At 70.5% G+C, this 17413-nt stretch carries 17 protein-coding genes and 1 tRNA gene; 4 read left to right on the top strand and 14 right to left on the bottom strand.

All coding sequences use genetic code 11. The annotated features are described in order from the left end of the window. Nucleotides 1-62: 62 nt before the first annotated feature. The 6 genes from OEB96_RS21930 to OEB96_RS21905 form a co-directional block, all read right to left on the bottom strand. A complete protein-coding gene (locus tag OEB96_RS21930) occupies nucleotides 63-560 on the bottom strand; it encodes a hypothetical protein (RefSeq protein ID WP_266218472.1) in 498 nt (165 codons plus the stop codon). A gap of 244 nt (nucleotides 561-804) precedes the next feature. Continuing rightward, nucleotides 805-2211, bottom strand: coding sequence for an OmpA family protein (locus OEB96_RS21925; RefSeq protein ID WP_266218471.1), 1407 nt, complete (start codon nucleotides 2209-2211; stop codon nucleotides 805-807). A gap of 207 nt (nucleotides 2212-2418) precedes the next feature. Further along, a complete protein-coding gene (locus OEB96_RS21920; protein ID WP_266218469.1) occupies nucleotides 2419-4047 on the bottom strand; it encodes an aldo/keto reductase in 1629 nt (542 codons plus the stop codon). Continuing rightward, complete coding sequence (gene queF / locus OEB96_RS21915) at nucleotides 4044-4448, bottom strand: preQ(1) synthase (protein ID WP_266218468.1); 405 nt, start codon at nucleotides 4446-4448, stop codon at nucleotides 4044-4046. The genes OEB96_RS21920 and queF overlap by 4 nt, the downstream gene beginning before the upstream one ends. A 62-nt stretch (nucleotides 4449-4510) precedes the next feature. Beyond that, nucleotides 4511-4978 (bottom strand): NUDIX hydrolase, encoded by a 468-nt coding sequence (locus tag OEB96_RS21910; protein ID WP_266218467.1) that lies wholly within the window; start codon nucleotides 4976-4978, stop codon nucleotides 4511-4513. Nucleotides 4979-4989: 11 nt separating this feature from the next. Next, entirely contained in the window at nucleotides 4990-5904 is a 915-nt protein-coding gene (locus tag OEB96_RS21905; RefSeq protein WP_266218465.1) for a LysR family transcriptional regulator, read from the bottom strand. 131 nt (nucleotides 5905-6035) lie between these two features. Between OEB96_RS21905 and OEB96_RS21900 the strand changes: the two genes are divergently transcribed. Continuing rightward, nucleotides 6036-6659, top strand: coding sequence for a hypothetical protein (locus OEB96_RS21900; RefSeq protein WP_266218464.1), 624 nt, complete (start codon nucleotides 6036-6038; stop codon nucleotides 6657-6659). On the opposite strand, the gene OEB96_RS21895 is transcribed toward OEB96_RS21900, so the two are convergent. Next, the gene (locus OEB96_RS21895) at nucleotides 6616-7167 is read right to left on the bottom strand and encodes an RNA 2'-phosphotransferase (protein WP_266218462.1); all 552 of its coding nucleotides are present in this window, start codon (nucleotides 7165-7167) and stop codon (nucleotides 6616-6618) included. The genes OEB96_RS21900 and OEB96_RS21895 overlap by 44 nt on opposite strands. Nucleotides 7168-7305: 138 nt before the next feature. Between OEB96_RS21895 and OEB96_RS21890 the strand changes: the two genes are divergently transcribed. Next, nucleotides 7306-8247, top strand: coding sequence for a serine/threonine-protein kinase (locus OEB96_RS21890; RefSeq protein WP_266218461.1), 942 nt, complete (start codon nucleotides 7306-7308; stop codon nucleotides 8245-8247). Between the two features lie 63 nt (nucleotides 8248-8310). On the opposite strand, the gene OEB96_RS21885 is transcribed toward OEB96_RS21890, so the two are convergent. Together OEB96_RS21885 and OEB96_RS21880 are read right to left on the bottom strand one after the other, a co-directional pair. Next, nucleotides 8311-8384 (bottom strand) — tRNA-His (locus OEB96_RS21885). A 208-nt stretch (nucleotides 8385-8592) separates the two neighbouring features. Beyond that, the gene (locus OEB96_RS21880; RefSeq protein ID WP_266218459.1) at nucleotides 8593-9537 is read right to left on the bottom strand and encodes a bestrophin family protein; all 945 of its coding nucleotides are present in this window, start codon (nucleotides 9535-9537) and stop codon (nucleotides 8593-8595) included. Between the two features lie 120 nt (nucleotides 9538-9657). Here OEB96_RS21880 and OEB96_RS21875 point away from each other — a divergent pair, with 120 nt between their 5' ends. Continuing rightward, nucleotides 9658-10158: an alpha/beta hydrolase gene (locus OEB96_RS21875; protein WP_266218458.1), complete on the top strand. Its 501-nt coding sequence runs from the start codon at nucleotides 9658-9660 to the stop codon at nucleotides 10156-10158. Here OEB96_RS21875 and OEB96_RS21870 read toward each other — a convergent pair. From OEB96_RS21870 to OEB96_RS21860, 3 genes are all read right to left on the bottom strand, one after another. Further along, nucleotides 10141-10956: a lysophospholipid acyltransferase family protein gene (locus OEB96_RS21870; RefSeq protein ID WP_266218456.1), complete on the bottom strand. Its 816-nt coding sequence runs from the start codon at nucleotides 10954-10956 to the stop codon at nucleotides 10141-10143. The two genes, OEB96_RS21875 and OEB96_RS21870, sit on opposite strands and share 18 nt — an antisense overlap. Nucleotides 10957-11050: 94 nt before the next feature. Then, on the bottom strand, nucleotides 11051-11986 hold the full coding sequence (locus OEB96_RS21865; RefSeq protein ID WP_266218454.1) for an alpha/beta fold hydrolase: 936 nt from the start codon (nucleotides 11984-11986) through the stop codon (nucleotides 11051-11053). Between the two features lie 143 nt (nucleotides 11987-12129). Continuing rightward, the gene (locus OEB96_RS21860; RefSeq protein WP_266218452.1) at nucleotides 12130-12894 is read right to left on the bottom strand and encodes an N-acetylmuramoyl-L-alanine amidase family protein; all 765 of its coding nucleotides are present in this window, start codon (nucleotides 12892-12894) and stop codon (nucleotides 12130-12132) included. 101 nt (nucleotides 12895-12995) lie between these two features. Here OEB96_RS21860 and OEB96_RS21855 point away from each other — a divergent pair, with 101 nt between their 5' ends. After that, nucleotides 12996-14621, top strand: a complete 1626-nt coding sequence (locus OEB96_RS21855; protein WP_266218451.1) for a hypothetical protein — start codon at nucleotides 12996-12998, stop codon at nucleotides 14619-14621. A gap of 42 nt (nucleotides 14622-14663) precedes the next feature. Here OEB96_RS21855 and OEB96_RS21850 read toward each other — a convergent pair whose 3' ends face one another. Both OEB96_RS21850 and OEB96_RS21845 read right to left on the bottom strand, forming a co-directional pair. Next, the gene (locus OEB96_RS21850) at nucleotides 14664-14963 is read right to left on the bottom strand and encodes a TFIIB-type zinc ribbon-containing protein (protein WP_266218449.1); all 300 of its coding nucleotides are present in this window, start codon (nucleotides 14961-14963) and stop codon (nucleotides 14664-14666) included. A gap of 88 nt (nucleotides 14964-15051) precedes the next feature. Continuing rightward, on the bottom strand, nucleotides 15052-17376 hold the full coding sequence (locus OEB96_RS21845; protein WP_266218447.1) for a zinc-ribbon domain-containing protein: 2325 nt from the start codon (nucleotides 17374-17376) through the stop codon (nucleotides 15052-15054). Nucleotides 17377-17413 lie beyond the last annotated feature (37 nt).

Here is a 17413-nt window from a genome sequence, read left to right as displayed (position 1 = left end):
GCGGGGAACGGGTCGGCCCTCGTTCCATTCGCCCTCGTTCCCCTCGATTGCGTGCGGGCAGCTCAGTCCTTGATCTTGCCCTTGAACCAGATGTACGTCGGCGCGACCTGGCCGTTGCAGTTGGGATCGTTGAAGGCAAAGTCGAACTTGCCACCCCCCCTCGCCCCGTCGAACACCCCCGTGCCTCCATCGATGTCGAACTTCACGGGTTGGTCGTTGGACGAGACGCAGGTCTGCGGGTTGGGGACCAAGAAGAACGGGTCGGCCACGATGTTGATCGTGCCATTGGCATAGGTGTCCACTGCCATCAGATCGAAGATCTCGCCGGTCTCGATGTTCTGACACCCCGACGCGCTCACTGACACGATGCCCCCGCCCGTGTCCACCCCGGCCCCCTCGAACACGGCCTCGAGGTTGGGAAGCGGCCCGCAGCGATCCTCGTTGGGCCCAATGGACACCACATTCAGCGCGGTCGCGCCCTTGTACGGCTGCGCGGCCTGATCGGCCAGCACGCTCGTCGATGACAGCAACCCCGCCACGCAGGCGAGCAACAAACCCATTCGGATCGAACGGCGATGCACGAGATTCGAACGTTCCTGTTCACCAGCCATGACACCCACAACCTCCGCCACGGAAACTACTCATGGAGTATTGAGGGCTCACGCCAAGTGTCAAGGCAAATGATGCACCTCGATGACTTGGCCCCTTTGGGTAATTCGCGACTCGACCCCATGACGACCGAGGGCCGGCCCCGTGTGCTCGGAGTCGGCCCTCGTCCTAAGGGTTTTCCTTCCGCGAGTGTCGTCAGGCCCAGCGTCGACGTCGAGCCACCGCACCCAAGAGCACCAGCCACCCCAACGCGAGCGGCGTGGCGCCTTCACCCATGGTGCAGCCCTTGCCCGTGGCACCCGGTTCTCCCTCGACCGGCGGCGGTCCATCGTCACCACCGCCCTGTCGACCGCCGCCATCTCCCGATGGCGAGCCGCCGTCATCGTTTCCCCCACCGCCGGCCCAGTCATCGTCACCGCCGTCGCTGCCTCCCAGGCCTCCGCCGTCGCCACTCCCACCGTCGGTGACGTTCCCGCTGCCTCCGCCGCCCTTCTTCTTCTTGTTGCGGTAGTCGGCCCACTGGGGAGGCAGGGCCGGAAGCTCGAACCCGGCCGGACGCCCGCGGTGCCCCGCCAGCTTGGTCCAGCTCCCGGGGATCTGCCCGCCGCTCCCCGGCTTTTGGAACGCGATGAGGTAGAGCGCCCGGCGGTTGCGGACCTCGTCCACGTTGTCGCCCGTCTCGACCCGCAGGCCCCGCTCGCCCATGCCCGCGTAGTAGATCTCGGCCCAGAAGCCCTGGTCGTAGAAGTACTTCGCGATCGCCTTGGCGCGGCCGTTGGAGAGCTTTTGGTTGCTGCCCGCGTCGCCGACCGTGTCGGTGTAGCCCACGATGTAGAGCTGGGGCGTGAGGTTGGCTTGCACCGCCTCGTTGACGCGGTCGAGCGCGTCGAGCTCGTGGAACGCCACCGCCACCGCCTCGTCGAGCTTGGGCACCTCGCCGGGCTTGATGTCGGACTTGCCGCTGTCGAAGTTGACCTCGGTGTGCGGGATGTCGGCCGAGTACGGCACCCGCCGATCCTCCACGAAGCGCCCGTACTGATCCTCGCCGCGCACCTCCACCATGAACACGTTGGCGGGGCTGTTCCACTTGATCGTGAAGGTACTGCCAGCCGAGACCTCCTTGGTCACCGTGTCGTTGGCGATCACGTCGCCGTCGTCGTCGATGATCTTGTACTCGTAGCTGGTGAGCGCGAACGAGGTCTCGTACTTGGCCTGCTGGCGATCGACGATGTCCTCGCGGCTGCTCATGAACTTGAGCTTGCCGACCTTGCCCTTGGCCGCCTGCTTGATGATCTCGAACGTGAAGTTCCCCGACAGCGAGTCGCCGGTCAGCTCCATCTCGTAGCGGACCTGCTGGTTCTTCTGCGTCCAGGTGATCTGATAGTCCTTGCCGCCCTTCATCGAGCCGGGCGACTTCTTGATCGTCGTGCCGTCATCACCCCGGATGACGATCTGGACCCCATCGGCGGGCTCGTTGAAGGTGACGGTGAGGAACGCCTTCCCGTTGGCATCGGCCTGGGGCGAGTACTCGTAGCTCACGGGATCGGTGGCGAACGCCACCACGGCGGACAGGGTCAGGCCAGCGAGATTGGGCAGCAGCATGGTCGGATCGAGCCTCCGTGCGAGGGGGTCGGGCAGCGACGTTAGCGCATTCTTCGCCGAGGGAAAACGCCGCGCCGCCCGGGCCCGACCACCCGCCTGCGCCAAGGTTTCTCGGCCCACAAGAGAGCTTGGACACGCCGCGGCAGCGGTCCGAGGCTCGGATCGGGGCTGGGCTCGGGACTCGGCTCGGGGCCGGTTGCGAGCGGCCTACGGGACCGTCCAGGGGCCAAACGACGCCGCGATCGCCGAGAGATCGGCCGCGCCCGCCGCAGCCGACAAGAGCCGCACCGGGTGCTCGCGCAGCGAGAGCATGTCGGCCACGTAGCCGGGCTGACGCATGCCCACCAGCACGCTCGAGATCGGAGCCGACAAGAGGCTCAGCACCACCTTGCGCGCCAGCGGGAGCGTGCGCCAGGGCGCGGGCAGGTGCGGATCGAGCCGCTGCGCCAGCTCGGCGGCCAGGGCGCGGTGCCGACGGCCCAGGTGGTGCTCGACCGCCACGAACAGCTCGTGCATCGACGTGCCGTAGGCCTCCCACCAGCGCGCGAACTCCTCTCGCGGCTCGCCCTCGAGCGCAGCCAGCAGGGTCCCGCTCGTCTTGGCCAGGTGGGCCGCCACCACCTCGTGGCGCAAGGCCTGCCATTGCTCGATGCTGCCGATCTGGGGCAGCGCCCGGGCCAGCTCCCGTCCCCAGCGGAACAGGTCCACCGCGTCGTCGCCCTCGTCGTCCTGGGCGGCCGCTTCGGGACCCTCGCCCGACCGCGCCGCGGCGCCTTCCGCCATGGCGCCGGGCCCCGTGCGCAGCCGCTGGCCGAGTCCCGTGGCCCACTGCGCCTCGAGCTTGCGCACCCGGGCCAGCGCATCTTCGACCTCGGCCATCCGTGCCGCGGCCTCGCTCCGACTCTGGTCGGCCAGGCGCATCAGGCGATCACGGCCATCGAGCCGCCCCCAGGCGTTGAGCGGGCGATTGGTGAGCACCCCGAGATCCTCCGCCTCCGCCACCTGCAGGGGGCTGCGCTCGCCCCCTTGGGCCGGGTGCCGATGGGTCAGCGCGCCCAGCTCGAGCAAGTTCATCGGCATCTGGACCACGCCGAGGTGATGCCCCTCGCCGCCCACGGCACGGGCCGCCGTGACCACGTCGGTCAGCGAGGTATGGGTCGGGTGGCTGGCATCGAGCACGAACCCGTTGGACGAGACCCCGTACCAGCCGATCCGTCCGTCGGCCACCTCCTGCTCGAGATGAGCGAACGCGGCGCGCAGTCGAGCGCGGAGCTCCTCGCGAGCCACCACCGGATCCTCACCCCGTGCGTGCGCGTCCTCGAGGTAGTACTCGGGGTTGTGCAGCAGCAGCACGTCGAGCCGATGGAGCCCCAGGCGCCCGAGGCTCTCGTCGAGCTGCGCCCGCAGGAACTCGGGATGGATGCAGTGGCACAGGTCGTCGCGAAGCGAGACCACCTGCGGAAACGGCTGGGGCCGCGCCTTGGCCCGCGCCAGGTTCTGGCCCTGCAGGTAGCCGGCCTTGGACACCACCACCACGTGCTCGCGCCGCAGCTCGCCCTGCTGCACCAGGTTGGCCAGCACCATGCCCACCAGCGCCTCGCTGCGACCGTCGCCGTAGTTGGTGCTGGTGTCCACCAGGTTGATCCCGCCGCGCAGCGCATCGGCCAGGGCTCGACGGTGCAGGGGCGAGTCGTCGCGCACGCGGTAGCCACCAAAGCCCACCGGGCTCACCACGTAGCCGGTACGCCCCAGCGTGCGTGCCCCCGCGCCGAAGCTCTCTGCCCCGCGGCGGGTCCCCTCGGCCGTGGCCGCTCCCGAAAGTCGTGGCTCGCTCATTGCTCGACCCCTCCCGCGCTTCCAGCGTTCGTCTCGGTCTCGGTCGAAGGCGACCGATAGCTCGCCTCCACCACCGTGTGGATGCCCCCGCGGACCATGAAGTCTCCCTCCACCACCATCGAGCGGGGCTGCGTGGCCGTCACCAGGTCGTCGAGGATCTGGTTGGTCACCGCCTCGTGGAACGCTCCCTCGTCGCGAAACGACCACAGGTAGAGCTTGAGGCTCTTGAGCTCGACGCAGCGCTCGTCCGGCACGTAGCGGATCCGGATCGTCCCGAAGTCGGGCTGCCCCGTCTTCGGGCACAGGCACGTGAACTCGGGACAGGAGAAGCGGATCTCGTACCGCCGCCCCGGACGGGGGTTGGGGAAGGTCTCCAGGCTCTTGGAGGGCGCGGTGGACACCGCTGCGACTCTAGCGGATCCGCGCCCTCCGTGGGACCATCCCCACGCCGCGCCCGCGCGTCTCAGCGAGGAAGCAGCGGCTCGCCTTCTGGCCTCAGCAGGCTGCGCGGATGGACCGGCGCGCCGCGCTCCACGTCGTGGAGCAGCCCCAGCACCTCGGACCCCCGAAGCGACAGCGACTCCAGCTCCTCGAGCAGGAACCATCCCGCCTCCAGCGACTCCTCGTCGGGCGCGGACTTGGGCGGCGTGTCGTCGGCCGGGTGCGCATGGAAGATCACGCGCATCCGCGCGTGGCCATCCGCTCGCGGGGAGTGCTCGATCCTCAGGATGCCGTCGATGGCGATCGGGATGCCTGCCTCCTCGAGGGTCTCGCGCACGGCCGCCTGCTCGATGGTCTCCCCGGGCTCCACGCGCCCCGCGGGCAGGTACCAGCCCCCGCCGTGCTTGCGCTCGTGCACCAACAAGAAGCGCGGACCCAGCCGCACCACGACCACGGCAAACGTCCAGGTGGGGATCGGCTCGCGAGGCATCGGGGTCGATCCTACCGCTCCGCCGGGCGCCTGGCCGCCGCCACGCTGCGGCGGGTTCGCCAGGCCTCGCGATGCTCGTGAAGGGTGCCCAGCAGCGCCGCCAACCCCACGTGCCCCTCCGCGTCGGCGCGATGCAGCACCTGATAGCGCACGCGGGGCAAGCCCGGCACCACGCGGCCGACCAGGCCCGGGGGGAGCCGACAGCAGCCATTGACCACCGCAAATCCCAGGCCCAGGCCCACGAAGTGGATGGCCAGCTCCCAGCCGGTGGCCTCCACGGCCGGTCGCAGGCGTCCACCTTCACGGGCCAACGCCCGCGCCAACGCCTCGCGCTGCGGCCGGCCCTCCGGAGGCAGCACCAGCGGCAGCTCCGACAGCGCCGACACCGGGATCGTGCGACGTCGTGCCAGCGGGTGCTGTCGCGGCAGCACCAGCGCTTGAGGGATCTCGGCCAGCAGCGTCCCGCGAAGATCGTCGGGCACCGGATCGATCACCGCCACCCCCACGTGGGCCTCGCCGCGACGCAGCGAAGCCAGCGTCCCCTCGAGGTCGCGCGTCAGCAGGCGCAGGGGCGCGGGCCCGCGCGCGGTGAAGGCACGGACCGCATCGCCGAGCAAGTAGAGCAGCGCGCCCTCGCCCGCCGCGAGCACCAGCGGCTGACGGCTGTGCCCGGTGCGCAGCCGCTCCACGAACGCCGCCGAGCGCTCGCGGGTCTGTCGGGCGAACCGCAGCACCTCCTCCCCCTCCGCGGTCAGCCGCAGCCGTCGCCCCTCGCGACCGTAGAGAGGCACCCCCAGCGTCTCCGAGAGCCGACGGATCTGTGCGTGCAGGGCCGGCTGGCTCAGGTGCAGCGCCTTGGCGGCGTGGGTGAAGTTCAGGTGCTCGCCGAACACCGCAAACGCCTCGAGCCACTCGAGCTTGAGCACGACCCAGCCTAGCAGACCACGCCTCGAGTCATCCAAGAATGTGATAGCCGCATCGAAACCATGAATTCCGCATGATGGCCGGCTGGCTACCCTGGGCTCCAAGAACGACGAAGGAAGAGAGCAACCAAGCCATGGCACGCAAGCACGCACGTCCCCCGTGGGCAGGCCGGACCCCTCCGGCCCCGGCCCGTCCCACCGGCCATTCTTCTGGCCAAGGCCCCACCGCCCTGGGGATCGACATCGGGCGGGTGATCATCTCGCCCGGGGATTCGGGAGGCGACACCTCGTTCCTCGGGGGATCCGACGACGAGGCGATGAAGACCCCGCCCAGCCGCAACGCCTTCGAAACCATCGCCGCGCTGGTCGAGGCGCTGCGGGGCCGGGTGTGGCTCGTCTCCAAGTGCGGGCCCCGGGTCCAGGCCCGCACCCGCAAGTGGCTGGCGCACTGGCGCTTCTACGAGCGCACGGGGGTGCCGTTCGAGCAGGTGCGGTTTTGCCGAGAGCGCCGCGACAAGGCGCCGATCTGCCAGCAGCTCGGTCTATCGGCGTTCATCGACGATCGTCCCGACGTGCTCGCTCCCATGGCGGGCATCGTGCCCTGGCGCTACCTCTACGGCCCGCAGCGGCGGCCGATCCCAGCCGACGTGATCCCGGTCCGCGACTGGGACGAGGTGCGCGAGCGGCTGTTGTCGTCCGCCTCGGGGAGCGCCCTCACGGCAGCCGTCGAAGGTAGCGCGCGGGCACCTCATCCGTGAGCCACACCCCGTTGGGGCTCAGCCAGAACCGATGCCCCTCCGTCCACATCGCGTGGGCGGCCACCTCGAGCACCACCGGTCGACCCCGACGGCGTCCCACCGTGGCCGCCGTCCGGGGGTCGGCCGACAGGTGCACGTGGTGGCGTTGGCCCTTGACGAGGCCCTGGGCCCAGATCTCGGCCAGGAAGCGCTCCACCGTGCCGTGGTAGAGGCACGGTGGAGGCTCGCGCTCGGGGTGATCGAGCCGCACCGGAATCGAGTGTCCCTGGACGGCGCGGATCCTTCGTCCATCGGGGCTGAGGGCAAAGCGCTGCTTGTCCGAAGATGCCACCAGCTCCGCGAGCCCCATGCGATCGAGCGGCAGGCCGCGGGCATGGCACGCGGCGAGCACCTCGGCCACCTCGGCCCAGCCCGCCTCGTCCACCTGCACGCCCACCTCGTGGGGTGCATGCCGAAGCACCCAGCTCAGGAAGCGGCTGCGGGCCGTGGCGTCGTCGGGTCGGCTCACGGCTCGACCACCTGCCCGTCCGGCACCAGGAAGGACGACCGTGTCGTCATGACCCGAATGCTACCGCCACCGCCGACCGGGGCGAACCGGGTGATGGTCGCGTGGACAGGGCTCACGGGCTACGATGCCCCGACCGTCATGGCACCGTCCGGCGATCTCCCCGACGAGCTGCCCCCGGGCACCCGGCTCGGGGCGCGCTACGTCGTGCACAAGCTCGTCGGCAGCGGCGGCATGTCGCAGGTCTACCTCGCCGAGCACGAGAGCATCGCGCGCAAGGTGGCCATCAAGGTCCTGCACCGCGAGCCCTCGCGGCAGCCCAGGGTCGTCCTGCGATTCCAGCAAGAGGCGCGCGCCGCCTCGACGGTGCAGCACGAGAACGTCGTCGAGGTCACCGACTTCGGCCAGACCGACGACGGCCGCCCGTTCATGGTGATGGAGTACCTCGACGGCGAGGATCTCGGCGAGACCCTGATCCGCGAGGCGCCGCTCTCCTGGGTGCGCGCACGGCCGATGCTGCTGCAGATCCTCGCCGCGCTGCAGGCCGCCCACGATCAGGGGCTCGTGCACCGCGACATCAAGCCCGAGAACGTGTTTCGGATCTCGCGCATGGGCAGCGACGACTTCGTCAAGGTGATCGACTTCGGGATCGCCAAGGTGCTCGCCCGCGATCCCGTCCCCGGGCGCAGGTCCCTGACCCTCACCGGTCACGCGCTCGGGACTCCGGCCTACATGGCGCCCGAGCAGTGCGTGGGAGATCCGGTCGATGCCCGCACCGATCTCTACGCGGTGGGCGTCCTCGCGTACCAGATGCTGACCGGCCGCACGCCATTCGAGGGCAAGCGCTCGGACGTGATGCGGGCGCAGGTCTACGAGCCCGTGCCGCCGATGGCGAGCATCGATCCGGACATCGATCCCGAGATCGACGGCGTGGTGCTGCGGGCGCTCGAGAAGCTCCCGGGGGAGCGCTACGCGACGGCGTTCGAGTTCGCGGATGCGCTGTTCCAGGATCTGGATCTGGAGTCGAGCACGCTGCTGCCGGGGCTGCGTCGGTTGTTCATGCGGAGACGACGGCGGGGGTGAGGACCGTCTCCGCCCCGATGCGCGTTCGGCCCCGTAGGACACGCCTACGGGGCCGAATTCGGGGGCGAGCGATGGGAATTGAACCCACGACCTCTGGTACCACAAACCAGCGCTCTAACCGACTGAGCTACGCTCGCCGCGGGCTCCTGCAGTAGGAGGCGCGCTTTGTAGCACGCGGTCCGGGGCCCGCCAAGTCCCCGCGCCTGGCTCCCCCGTCACGAATCCCCGGGGGCCGCTCGGCGAGTGCGAGGCTCGACGCGCGCAACTCCCGCACTCTGAACTTGCGCAGCCGGGGCCACCAGCCCAGCCCTCTGCCGCCCCGGCACGATCGCCCGCGGGCGCTCCTCACTGGAGCACTCCATCCACGGGTCGCAGGACGTCCGGCACCTCGGTCTCCCCCAGCGTCTGTCGCAGGTTGATCTCGATCATCCGAGACAGCGTCGACAGCGGCAGGTCGTTGATGTCGGTCCCGAACGGCTCCTCGATCTCCTCGCCCACCGCATCGAGCCCGAAGAATGCATAGGCGATGATCGCCACCACCACCGGCGTGGCCGCGTTCACCGTCTCCACGATCCCGAACGGCAGCGCGAAGGTGTAGAGCGCCACGATCCGGTGGATGAGCACCGTGTACGAGCTGGGGATCGGCGTGCTCTTGATCCGCTCGCATGCCCCCTGGATGTCGGTCAGCGCGGTGAGGCTCTCCTCGAGCACCGGCAGGTGCATGGGGTGCACGTCACCCTGCTGCCATAGATCCCGAAACCTCCCGCCGAGCTCGCGCAGAATGGCCAGCGGCCGATTGAGCTGACCCCGCAGCGCCTGCCGCTCCTCGTCGGGCAGCAGCCCCTCGAGCTCCTCGAGCCGATCCTCGTCCCGCAGGTGCAGCCGAAGCGCATGCACGTAGGCGATGACCCGGTACACCAGCTCCCGGTGCACCGCGGCTTGCTCCGGCCCGATCCCCAGCGCCTCGCGCTGCGGACCCACCATCATCTGCACCTGTCGCGCCAGGCTTCGCGTGGTGTTGACCAGCCGCCCCCACAGCTTGCGGCCCTCCCAAAAGCGGTCGTAGCTGGTGTTGTTGCGAAAGCCCAGGAAGATGCCCAGCGCGACCGCGACCAGCGAGAACGGAATCGTGGTCAGGCCCCAGATCGGGTGCTCCACGTACTCGTGCACGATGGTCACCCCCGTGGCCACCACCGTGACCACGCACAGCCGCGGCCACACGCGGACCAACGCGGTCCCACGCAGGGTCCCGATCTGCTTCCACCAGTTGCCTCGCTCGAGCAGGAGCATCCGCCGCTCTCATACCATCGACCTCGTCCGAGCTCGAACCCGCTTGCCGCCGCGCTCGTCGTCGCTTGCCACCGTCGATCCGGTCGCGCATGATCCCGTTTCACCCGCGGCCCCGAGCGCATGACGATCATCCTGTTCGCACACGGCCTCGAGACCGGCCCCTGGGGTCGCAAGTCGCTCGCCTTGCGGGACGCGGGGCACGAGGTGAGCGCCCCCGATTGCCAGGGCCAAGACCTCGCGACCCGCATCGAGCGGCTGCGCCAGGCGATCCTCGAGGCCGAGGTGCCACCGCTGGTGGTGGGCTCGAGCTTCGGGGGCATCGCCGGTCTCGTCGCCGCGCTGATGGCCGCCGAGCAGGGCGTGGTGATCCCCGGCCTCGTGTTGTGTGCACCCGCGCTGATGATCCCACCGCCACCGAACACGGTGACCACGCTGCGCCGGCCGGCCCCGACCATCATCGTGCACGGCACCCACGACGACGTGATCCCGGTGGAGGTGAGCCGCCGCTTCTCCCGGGAGCACGCCGCCGAGCTGCGCGAGGTGGACGACGACCACCGCCTCGCCCAGGCGGGGATCCCCGCGATCCTCGAGGCGGTCCGGGAACTAACCCACGATGGGTAGCATCCGCTCCGCGTAGAGCTCGTCGAGCATGTCCTGCATCGTGGCCTCCACCCGCGTGTAGAGCCGGTCGATGCACGGCGTCTCTTCGGCCTCGATGGCGTGGCCGATCTGGACGGTGACCTTGGCCGGCAAGGGCAGGTAGGGCAGCGCGCAGGTGGGCCCCGCCAGCACGCCCCAGGGGGCGGCGAGCATGATGGGCAACGAGTGCAGCCGCGCCCAGCGATGCAGACGCAGCGCCTTGGCGATCCGACGACCCTGGCTGAGCACGATGAAGGTCTCGTGCGAGCCGGCGCTCACCAGCGGAACCACCGGCACGTCGTGCTCGAGCGAGAGCCGAGCAAAGCCCCTGCGACCCGCCAGCACGACCTTGCCGCGATCACGGTAGGGTCGCAGGGTCTCGATGTCGCCACCGGGGAACACGAGCAGCTTGTGCCCCGCGTCGAGCACCGCACGCGCCGTCTGTCGCCGCGCCGGCACGATGCCCACCGAGCGCAGCACGGCCGCCATGCGCGGGTGCTTGAACAGGATGTCGTGCGCGAGGATGTAGATCGGCTGGTCGTAGCCGAGCTGCCGGTAGTAGTGCACGAGGAACAAGCCATCGACCGGATTGAGACCGCCGTTGTGGTTGCCCACGAGCACCGCCGGACCCTCGGGGATCCGATCGAGCCCGCGCACGTCGAGCCGGTGGTAGCGCGCGAGCATCTCGAATCCGCGCACGGCAGACTCGAGCGTGGCCGGCTCCGGCCGGTCGATGTCCAGCGCGGGCTCGGCCCGAAGGCCATCGACCAACGCCCGCACGCCTCGACGCAACGGACGCTCACGTACCAAGTCGCGCATCGCCTCCGCCGCCCGCCGAAGGTCGGAACGCGAAGAGGGCGCAACGAATGGGGCGCTAGTGGAGGTGTGCAGTTCGATGCGCAGAGTGTGTCACATCCTGCGCACTTCCGTCAGCCCTGCGATGATCTCGAGGCGATTGGGCCCAGAGCGTTGTTCTGGTGAACTTCAGCACCCTTCGGGCAACGGGACCGGGCTGCTCCAGATACCCGCAATGGCCGAATCGGTCCCAGATCTCGACCCGCGCGCTGTGCGGTAGGTGGCGCTGGAAGAAGTCGAGGTGATCGGGGGGCAGGATCATCTCCTGACGACCCCACAGCATGAGCGTCGGCATGGAGAGGCCCGAGAGTTCCTCGGGTCGCAGCAGGTCGTCGGGGGTGAGGCCGTCGAGCAACCCTTGCAGGTCGGGGTTGGCGAAGCGACCGCGGATGGCATGGGCCAGCACGTGGCGAAGGCCGGGCGGCGAGCTGGCGAGCATGCGGTCGACGAAGCGAAGCGCGTCGGCATGGCGCGGGACCCGAAAGGTCGCGGTGAAGCGCCGCAGGGCCGCCGGATCCATGGGCGCCCCCCCGGGGCACACGAGCACGAGACCGCGAACCTTGTGCGGACGGGCCGCGGCGTAGCGAACGGCGCCAAAGCCTCCCATCGAGGTCCCGAGCACGATCGCGGGCTCGTCGAGGATGCGATCGAGCGCCTCGAACATACCGGTCATCATCGTGTCGGGACTCAGGCCCGCGGTCGGCAATTCGGAGAAGCCGTGGCCGGGACAGTCGGGCACGATGAGACGGCCCGCATGGGGCAACAAGCGCTGCAAGAGCCCGAGGTAGGAGATGGCGTTGGCGGAGAAGCCGTGCAAGAGCACGATGGGCGGCAGCTCGCCACGACCGACGCCATCGATCACGTGCATGCGGCCAACGCTGGTCGGCAGCCAGCGGCTGTCGAGGCCCTGGGCGTTGAGCACCCTTCGCATCATGCGTTCGGGAACCGTGAGCATCGCGTCTCCGTGCTTCGATCCAAGCAACCGAAGGCGATGTCGTCCACAAACTGGCGGAAAATGAAGGCGCCGGTTGTGGCCCGGATCACAGCTGCGCAGCCCGCTGCGCGCTGAACGGATCCGGCTGTCCGGGTCCGGCTGGCTCAGCGCTGACGCGCGTGCTGGTGGTAGTAGTCGACGATCGCCTCGACCAACCCGTCGACGACCAGGGCACGCTGGCCGGGATCGAGCAGGCGGGCCCCCTCCTCTGGATGATCGAGGAAGCCGGCCTCGAACAACACCGCAGGCATCCGGGCCCCGAGCAGCACGTCGAAGGCGGCTTGCTTGACCCCGCGATCCATGCGCTCGGGAAAGCGCTCGGCCTGCTCTTGCTGCACCCGACGCGCAAAGCCAGCCGCGCGCGCGCGGTGGCTCGAGAGCTCGAGCTCGCGAAGCATGGAGCGGGCGTGGGCGTGCCCCGGCTTGCCCGCGTCGCTCCCCGTCCGCGCCACCTGGGCGGCGTCGCGCTCGGCCAGGCCCACGTCGAGCACGTAGGTCTCGAACCCGGTCTGCGGACCGCTGCTCGAGGCGTTGGCGTGGAGGCTGAGCAGCAGGTCGGCGTGCACGGCATTGGCCCGCTGCACCCGCTCGGCGAGGGTGACCGTCTCGTCGCCCGAGCGCGTGAGCACCACCCGAACGTGCGGCATCCGGCGCTGCAGCGCGGCCTGGAGGTCCTGCGCCATCACCAGGGTGACGTCCTTCTCGCGCACGACCCCATCGAAGGCGGCACAGCCGGAGTTGCTGCCCCCGTGCCCCGGATCGAGAGCGATGACGAAGGGACGCTCGACCATGGGGACCGGACCCGCCGCCTCCACCGAGGGCGCCGTGGTCAGCAGGGCGAGCGCCAAGAGCGCGCTTCCAAGTCTCATATCCTACATGTAGGTCATCGCCGGCAAATCTGAAAATATCCGCGAAAACGGGGCGGATCGGGGGGGTCACGGGTCGACCAATGCTACATCGTCGGGGTCTCGTGCAGCGCGCTCACCCGACAGCACCGGTCCTGGCCGCGGTCGCGCTGCTGGCCGGAATCCTCCAGGTGATGGCCACGGTGCTGCTGGGGCTCGCTCCGCTCGAGGAGCTGCGAGAGGCGGCGACCGAGGGAGCCGAGCTCTATCTCGCCGGCACCCTGGCCACGGTGCTGGGCGTGACCGTGGTGTGGTTCTTGCGGCGGCGACCGCTATGGGCGGCGCTCTTGCTGCTCACCTGGCAGGGCGCGGTGTTCTGGCCGCTGCGCGCTCGCACGAGCCTGCTGGGCCTGGCGTTCCACGGGGAGTACGTGCTGCACCACTTCACGGGGGTGCTCGCGGCCTCGGTGTGCGTGGCGATCGGCGTGAGCTGGATGCGGCGCCGCGAGCTCGGCCCGCTGCGCATGCTGCCGGGAGGGCTGGCGGTGACGGGCACGCTCGGGCTCCTGAGCGCACACGTGCTCGAGCAGCCGAGCCTCGTGGCCTGGGGCGGCGGCAATGCGCCCGCCTGGCTCGAGCGCGGAGGCGCGGCGCTGCTGCTGCTGTCGTGGGGCGCGGCCCTGGCCACGCTCTGGAAGCACCTGGGACCGCCTCGGCTGCGTGCGGTGGCGCTGGCGCTGTGGCTGCCGTTCGTGGCCCGCGTGGCGCTGTCGTGGCCCGAGGGCCTGGCGGGCGCCTCGGTGGCCGATGGGGGCCGCCCGGTGCTCATGCTGTGCATGGTGGCCGCGGCGATGGCCACCTTCACGGGCTTTCGGCCCAAGGTGTCCCCCGGCGTGCGCACGCTGGTGCTGACGTTCTCGGGCCTGGCCACGGTGCTGCTCTACTACTTCTACCGGCGTGGCTTCGGCGAGCTCGAGGCGGGGCTGGGCGGCCTGGCCCAGTCGATGTTCGCGTTCTCCCTGCCCTACCCCAACTACGTGCCCGCGTGGCAGGTGTGGGGCGTGATGCTGGGGCTGTTCGCGATGTTCGCGGCCGCCTACGCCGGATTGGTGAGCCCGGGCAATCGGATCCGCGGCGTGGCGCTGGCGCTGTTGGTGGTGACGGGGCTCGGCCTGTCCACGCCACCGCTGGTGTTGATGACGGGGGCGGCGGCCCTCCTGTGGATCGACTCGATCAGCAGCTCGGGCCCCGCCGCGGAGACCCGGCTGCCCCCGCCCCGCGCGATGGAGGAGATCCTCGAGGGGACGGCTGAGCGGCTGAGCCTGCCGGGCATGGTGATGCTCGAGGGACGCGAGGGCGCACTGCTGGCGGTGCGGGGCGAGCTCGATGACACGGCGATCGATCTCCGGGCCCGTCCGAGCGCGAGCGCGGCCCCGAACCAGGACTGGACGCTGACGCTCACGGTGGGTCTGCTCGGACGCGAGCGACCGGTGCTCGTGCTGTTCCCGGAGCGAGGAGACGACGGCCCACGCCCGGCCCACCTGCTGGGCCGTACCCATCGCGCGCGCGGCCAGATCCGTCGGCTGGAGCTCCTCGACGACGCGCTGCTCGACACGCTGCTGGCGTTTCCACATGCGCGCGTCGAGTTCTGGGATGCCGGGGCGCGTGCGACCCTGCACGGCGACCTCTCGCAGCTCGACGACGAGCGCCTCGCCGCGCTGGTCCGCGCGCTCGCCCAAATCGAGTGGTAGGACGACTGGTAGATCGAGTGGTAGGTCGGGGGTGAACGAGCCTCAGCGCGAGGACGACGACGACGAGAAGTAGAGCCGCATCGCCTCGAACCACCCCGGCTTGCCCGCAAGCTGCTCGAGCTCGCCGTCGTCGAGGTAGACGCCGCCGCAGCTGAAGCACTTGTCGACCTTCACGTCGCGAAACGTGATCTCGTCCAGGGCCAAGCCGCACTTGGGGCAGCACATCCAGTGCAGGGCCCGTAGGCGCTCCCGCTCTTCGTCGCTCAGCTCGTCTTGGTCCCGCGCGCGCTCGGCTCGACGCCGAACGAGCTCGTCGCCGCCGTGCTGTTCCTCGTCGTCCACGGTTCCTTGTTCGCCCGGCGAGGGCGGCCCCGTCAACCGATTTTGGCGGCGGGGCCCGTTGGCGGGCTTCCGCCCGTCTTGGGAGGCCTCAGCCGTGCTCCTGCACGTAGGCGAGCGCCTTGGAATCGCCCGGGCGCTCCGCCAGCAGGCGGCGGTAGTACCCCACGGCCCCCGACGTATCGCCGAGCTTGTCGGACGCCCGAGCCGCCCCCGCGAGCGCGGCCGCATAGCGGGGAGACTTGCTCAGCGCCGCCTCGAACGACGTGAGCGCATCGCGGGCGTGCCCTTGCTTGGCGTGGGCCTGCCCCATGCACACCAACAGGTCCAGATCGTTGCTGCCCCGCGCCTTCGCCTTGCGCAGGGCATCGAGCGCCCCGCTGGCGTCACCCGACTCGACCAGCCGACACCCGCGATCGATCAGGGAATCGACGGACTCGGTCTTCGCCGGCTTGGGCTTGCCGTCATCCTTGGTGTCGTCCGCGGGCGCCTTGCCGTCACCCGCCTCGGCATCGGGCGGATCGGACTTGGTGTCCGCGGGGGCCTTGCCGTCGCCCTTGCCGTCCTTGGGCGCCTTGCCGTCGTCGACGGGGCCCGGCCCACCTCCGGCCCTGGCCTGCACCGCGAGCGCGGTGGGCTGCGCGGGCACGCGAGCGAGGACCGCCTTCGCCACCGCGAGCGCACGGGCGTCGTCCCCCGCGCGCAGATAGGCGAGCGCGAGCGCGAGCTCGGCCAGCGCGCTCTTGTCGGCCAGACCCTCCAGCCCCTCGATGACGCCCTCGGGCACGGCCGCCTCGGGATCCCGCCAAAGCGGTGAAGCCTCGACCAGCTGGCGAACCTCGCCGCTGCCGTCCTCGGGGAGCAAGGGAAGGATCTCGGCTGCAGCTCGCCCCTGGGCCAGGCGCAGCATGGCCCGCACCCTCCGCATGTGGGCACGGTCGACGACGTCACCGCCATCGAGGCTCACGAGGATCTGGCTGGCCCGCTCGACGTCGTCGACCGGCCCCTCGCTCGGGGGTGCGCCCGCGGCCAGGCCGATCTCGTGCTCCAGCGCCCGCGTGGCGAGCAGCTCGACCTGGGCGAGCTTCATCTCGGCCTCGCCCGCGGCCGAGGCCGTGCCCTCGTCGAGCCGCCCTTGCAGCGCCGCCTCGGCGCGACCCACCTCGACGGGATCGAGGTTGATCATCGCCACCCGAGCGTGCTCGAGCTCGGCGAGCGACGCGGGATCGAACGCGGGTGCGTCGGGCTCGGTGACGTCGCCGGCCAGCCCCAGGACCTTGGCGCGAATGCCGGGCACGCCGAAGACGACGGCGACGGCGGCCAGCGTGCCGAGGGCGGCGACGAGGGGCCAGGAGCTGCGGCGCCGGGGCTCGTCGTCGTCGAGGTCGACCTCGCGCCGACGTCGACGACGGCGCTCGAGGTCGTCGTCGATCGCGTCGAGATCGTCGCGCGACCGCGACGCCGCCGGCTCGGGCTCGATCGCCGCGACTCGACCCGTGGGCTCGCGCGTCGGCCCGGCCGGGCGCTCGACCGCCGCCGCGCTCGGTCGCACGGCGGCGCCGTGGCTGTCGGACGCCGACGCAGACGAAGCGGACGTCGCGGGGAGCTCGTCGTCGTCGAGCCCCGCCTCCGGGCCGTAGACCTCCTCGGCTCCGTAGCGCACGGTGGGCTTGGGCGAGCGGCGCCGGACCTCCTCGATGGGCTCGTCGTCGATGGCGTGCGGCACGGCGGGCGTGCTCGAGGCCGGCGGGCGCGGCCGCATGCGCACCGCCGACTCGTCGATGGGGGTGCGGGCGGACGGCTCGTCGTGCACCCCGAGCTCGGCCAGCGGAAACGGCTCGGGGCCCGAGGTCTCGCTGGTCATCGAGCCGAGCACCGCCACCGGTCGCGGCCCCGAGCGCTCGTGTCCACGCTCGACGGCGGCGCTGCGTGCCGTCACCGGAACCTCGAAGTCCTGCTGCGACTCGCGGACCACCAGGATGTCGGTGTCGACGCCCTGGACCACCGGCATGGTCTCGCCAAACCCGGGCGGCGGGCCGAGTTCCTCGAGCGCCGAGCCGATGCTCGGAGGCACGAGTTCCTCGAACACCTGCGGCAGATCCTCGTAGCCCGTGAAGGCCGACGAGAACTCGGGCATGTCACCCAGCCGCAACCAGTGCTTGCCCGTGCGGGAGACCTGATCGTCGGGATGGAGGCGCCCCTCGGCGATCCACGTGCGCAGCGTGGTCAGATCGGGGGCGGTGAACAGCAGGTCCTCGACGGTTCGGATCTGCCACGGGTGCTCGCCGGCCCCCGGCGGTGGATCCACCGGGAACACGTAGCTGCAGACGGAGCAGCGCACCGTGGCACCCTCTGGGCCGATCTGCTGATCGTCCAGGGAGAATTCGGTGTGGCAGTTCGCACAACGGACGATCAAAGGCGGACCTGCTGGCGGACGTTAGCATAGGCCGCAC

The organism is Paraliomyxa miuraensis, assembly GCF_026337845.1.
Classification (GTDB): domain Bacteria; phylum Myxococcota_A; class Polyangia; order Nannocystales; family Nannocystaceae; genus Paraliomyxa; species Paraliomyxa miuraensis.
The sequence above is the reverse complement of the archived record's forward strand: the minus strand, read 5'-3'. Positions and strand labels throughout refer to the sequence as shown.

Bases quoted from the DNA above. Each gene is read 5' to 3' on its own strand.
- OEB96_RS21860 (WP_266218452.1), bottom strand. From the start codon at position 12,894: ATGAGACTTGGAAGCGCGCTCTTGGCGCTCGCCCTGCTGACCACGGCG.
- OEB96_RS21925 (WP_266218471.1), bottom strand. From the start codon at position 2,211: ATGCTGCTGCCCAATCTCGCTGGCCTGACCCTGTCCGCCGTGGTGGCG.
- OEB96_RS21880 (WP_266218459.1), bottom strand. From the start codon at position 9,537: ATGCTCCTGCTCGAGCGAGGCAACTGGTGGAAGCAGATCGGGACCCTG.
- OEB96_RS21875 (WP_266218458.1), top strand. From the start codon at position 9,658: ATGACGATCATCCTGTTCGCACACGGCCTCGAGACCGGCCCCTGGGGT.
- OEB96_RS21920 (WP_266218469.1), bottom strand. From the start codon at position 4,047: ATGAGCGAGCCACGACTTTCGGGAGCGGCCACGGCCGAGGGGACCCGC.
- OEB96_RS21890 (WP_266218461.1), top strand. From the start codon at position 7,306: ATGGCACCGTCCGGCGATCTCCCCGACGAGCTGCCCCCGGGCACCCGG.
- OEB96_RS21910 (WP_266218467.1), bottom strand. From the start codon at position 4,978: ATGCCTCGCGAGCCGATCCCCACCTGGACGTTTGCCGTGGTCGTGGTG.
- OEB96_RS21865 (WP_266218454.1), bottom strand. From the start codon at position 11,986: ATGCTCACGGTTCCCGAACGCATGATGCGAAGGGTGCTCAACGCCCAG.
- OEB96_RS21900 (WP_266218464.1), top strand. From the start codon at position 6,036: ATGGCACGCAAGCACGCACGTCCCCCGTGGGCAGGCCGGACCCCTCCG.
- OEB96_RS21930 (WP_266218472.1), bottom strand. From the start codon at position 560: ATGGGTTTGTTGCTCGCCTGCGTGGCGGGGTTGCTGTCATCGACGAGC.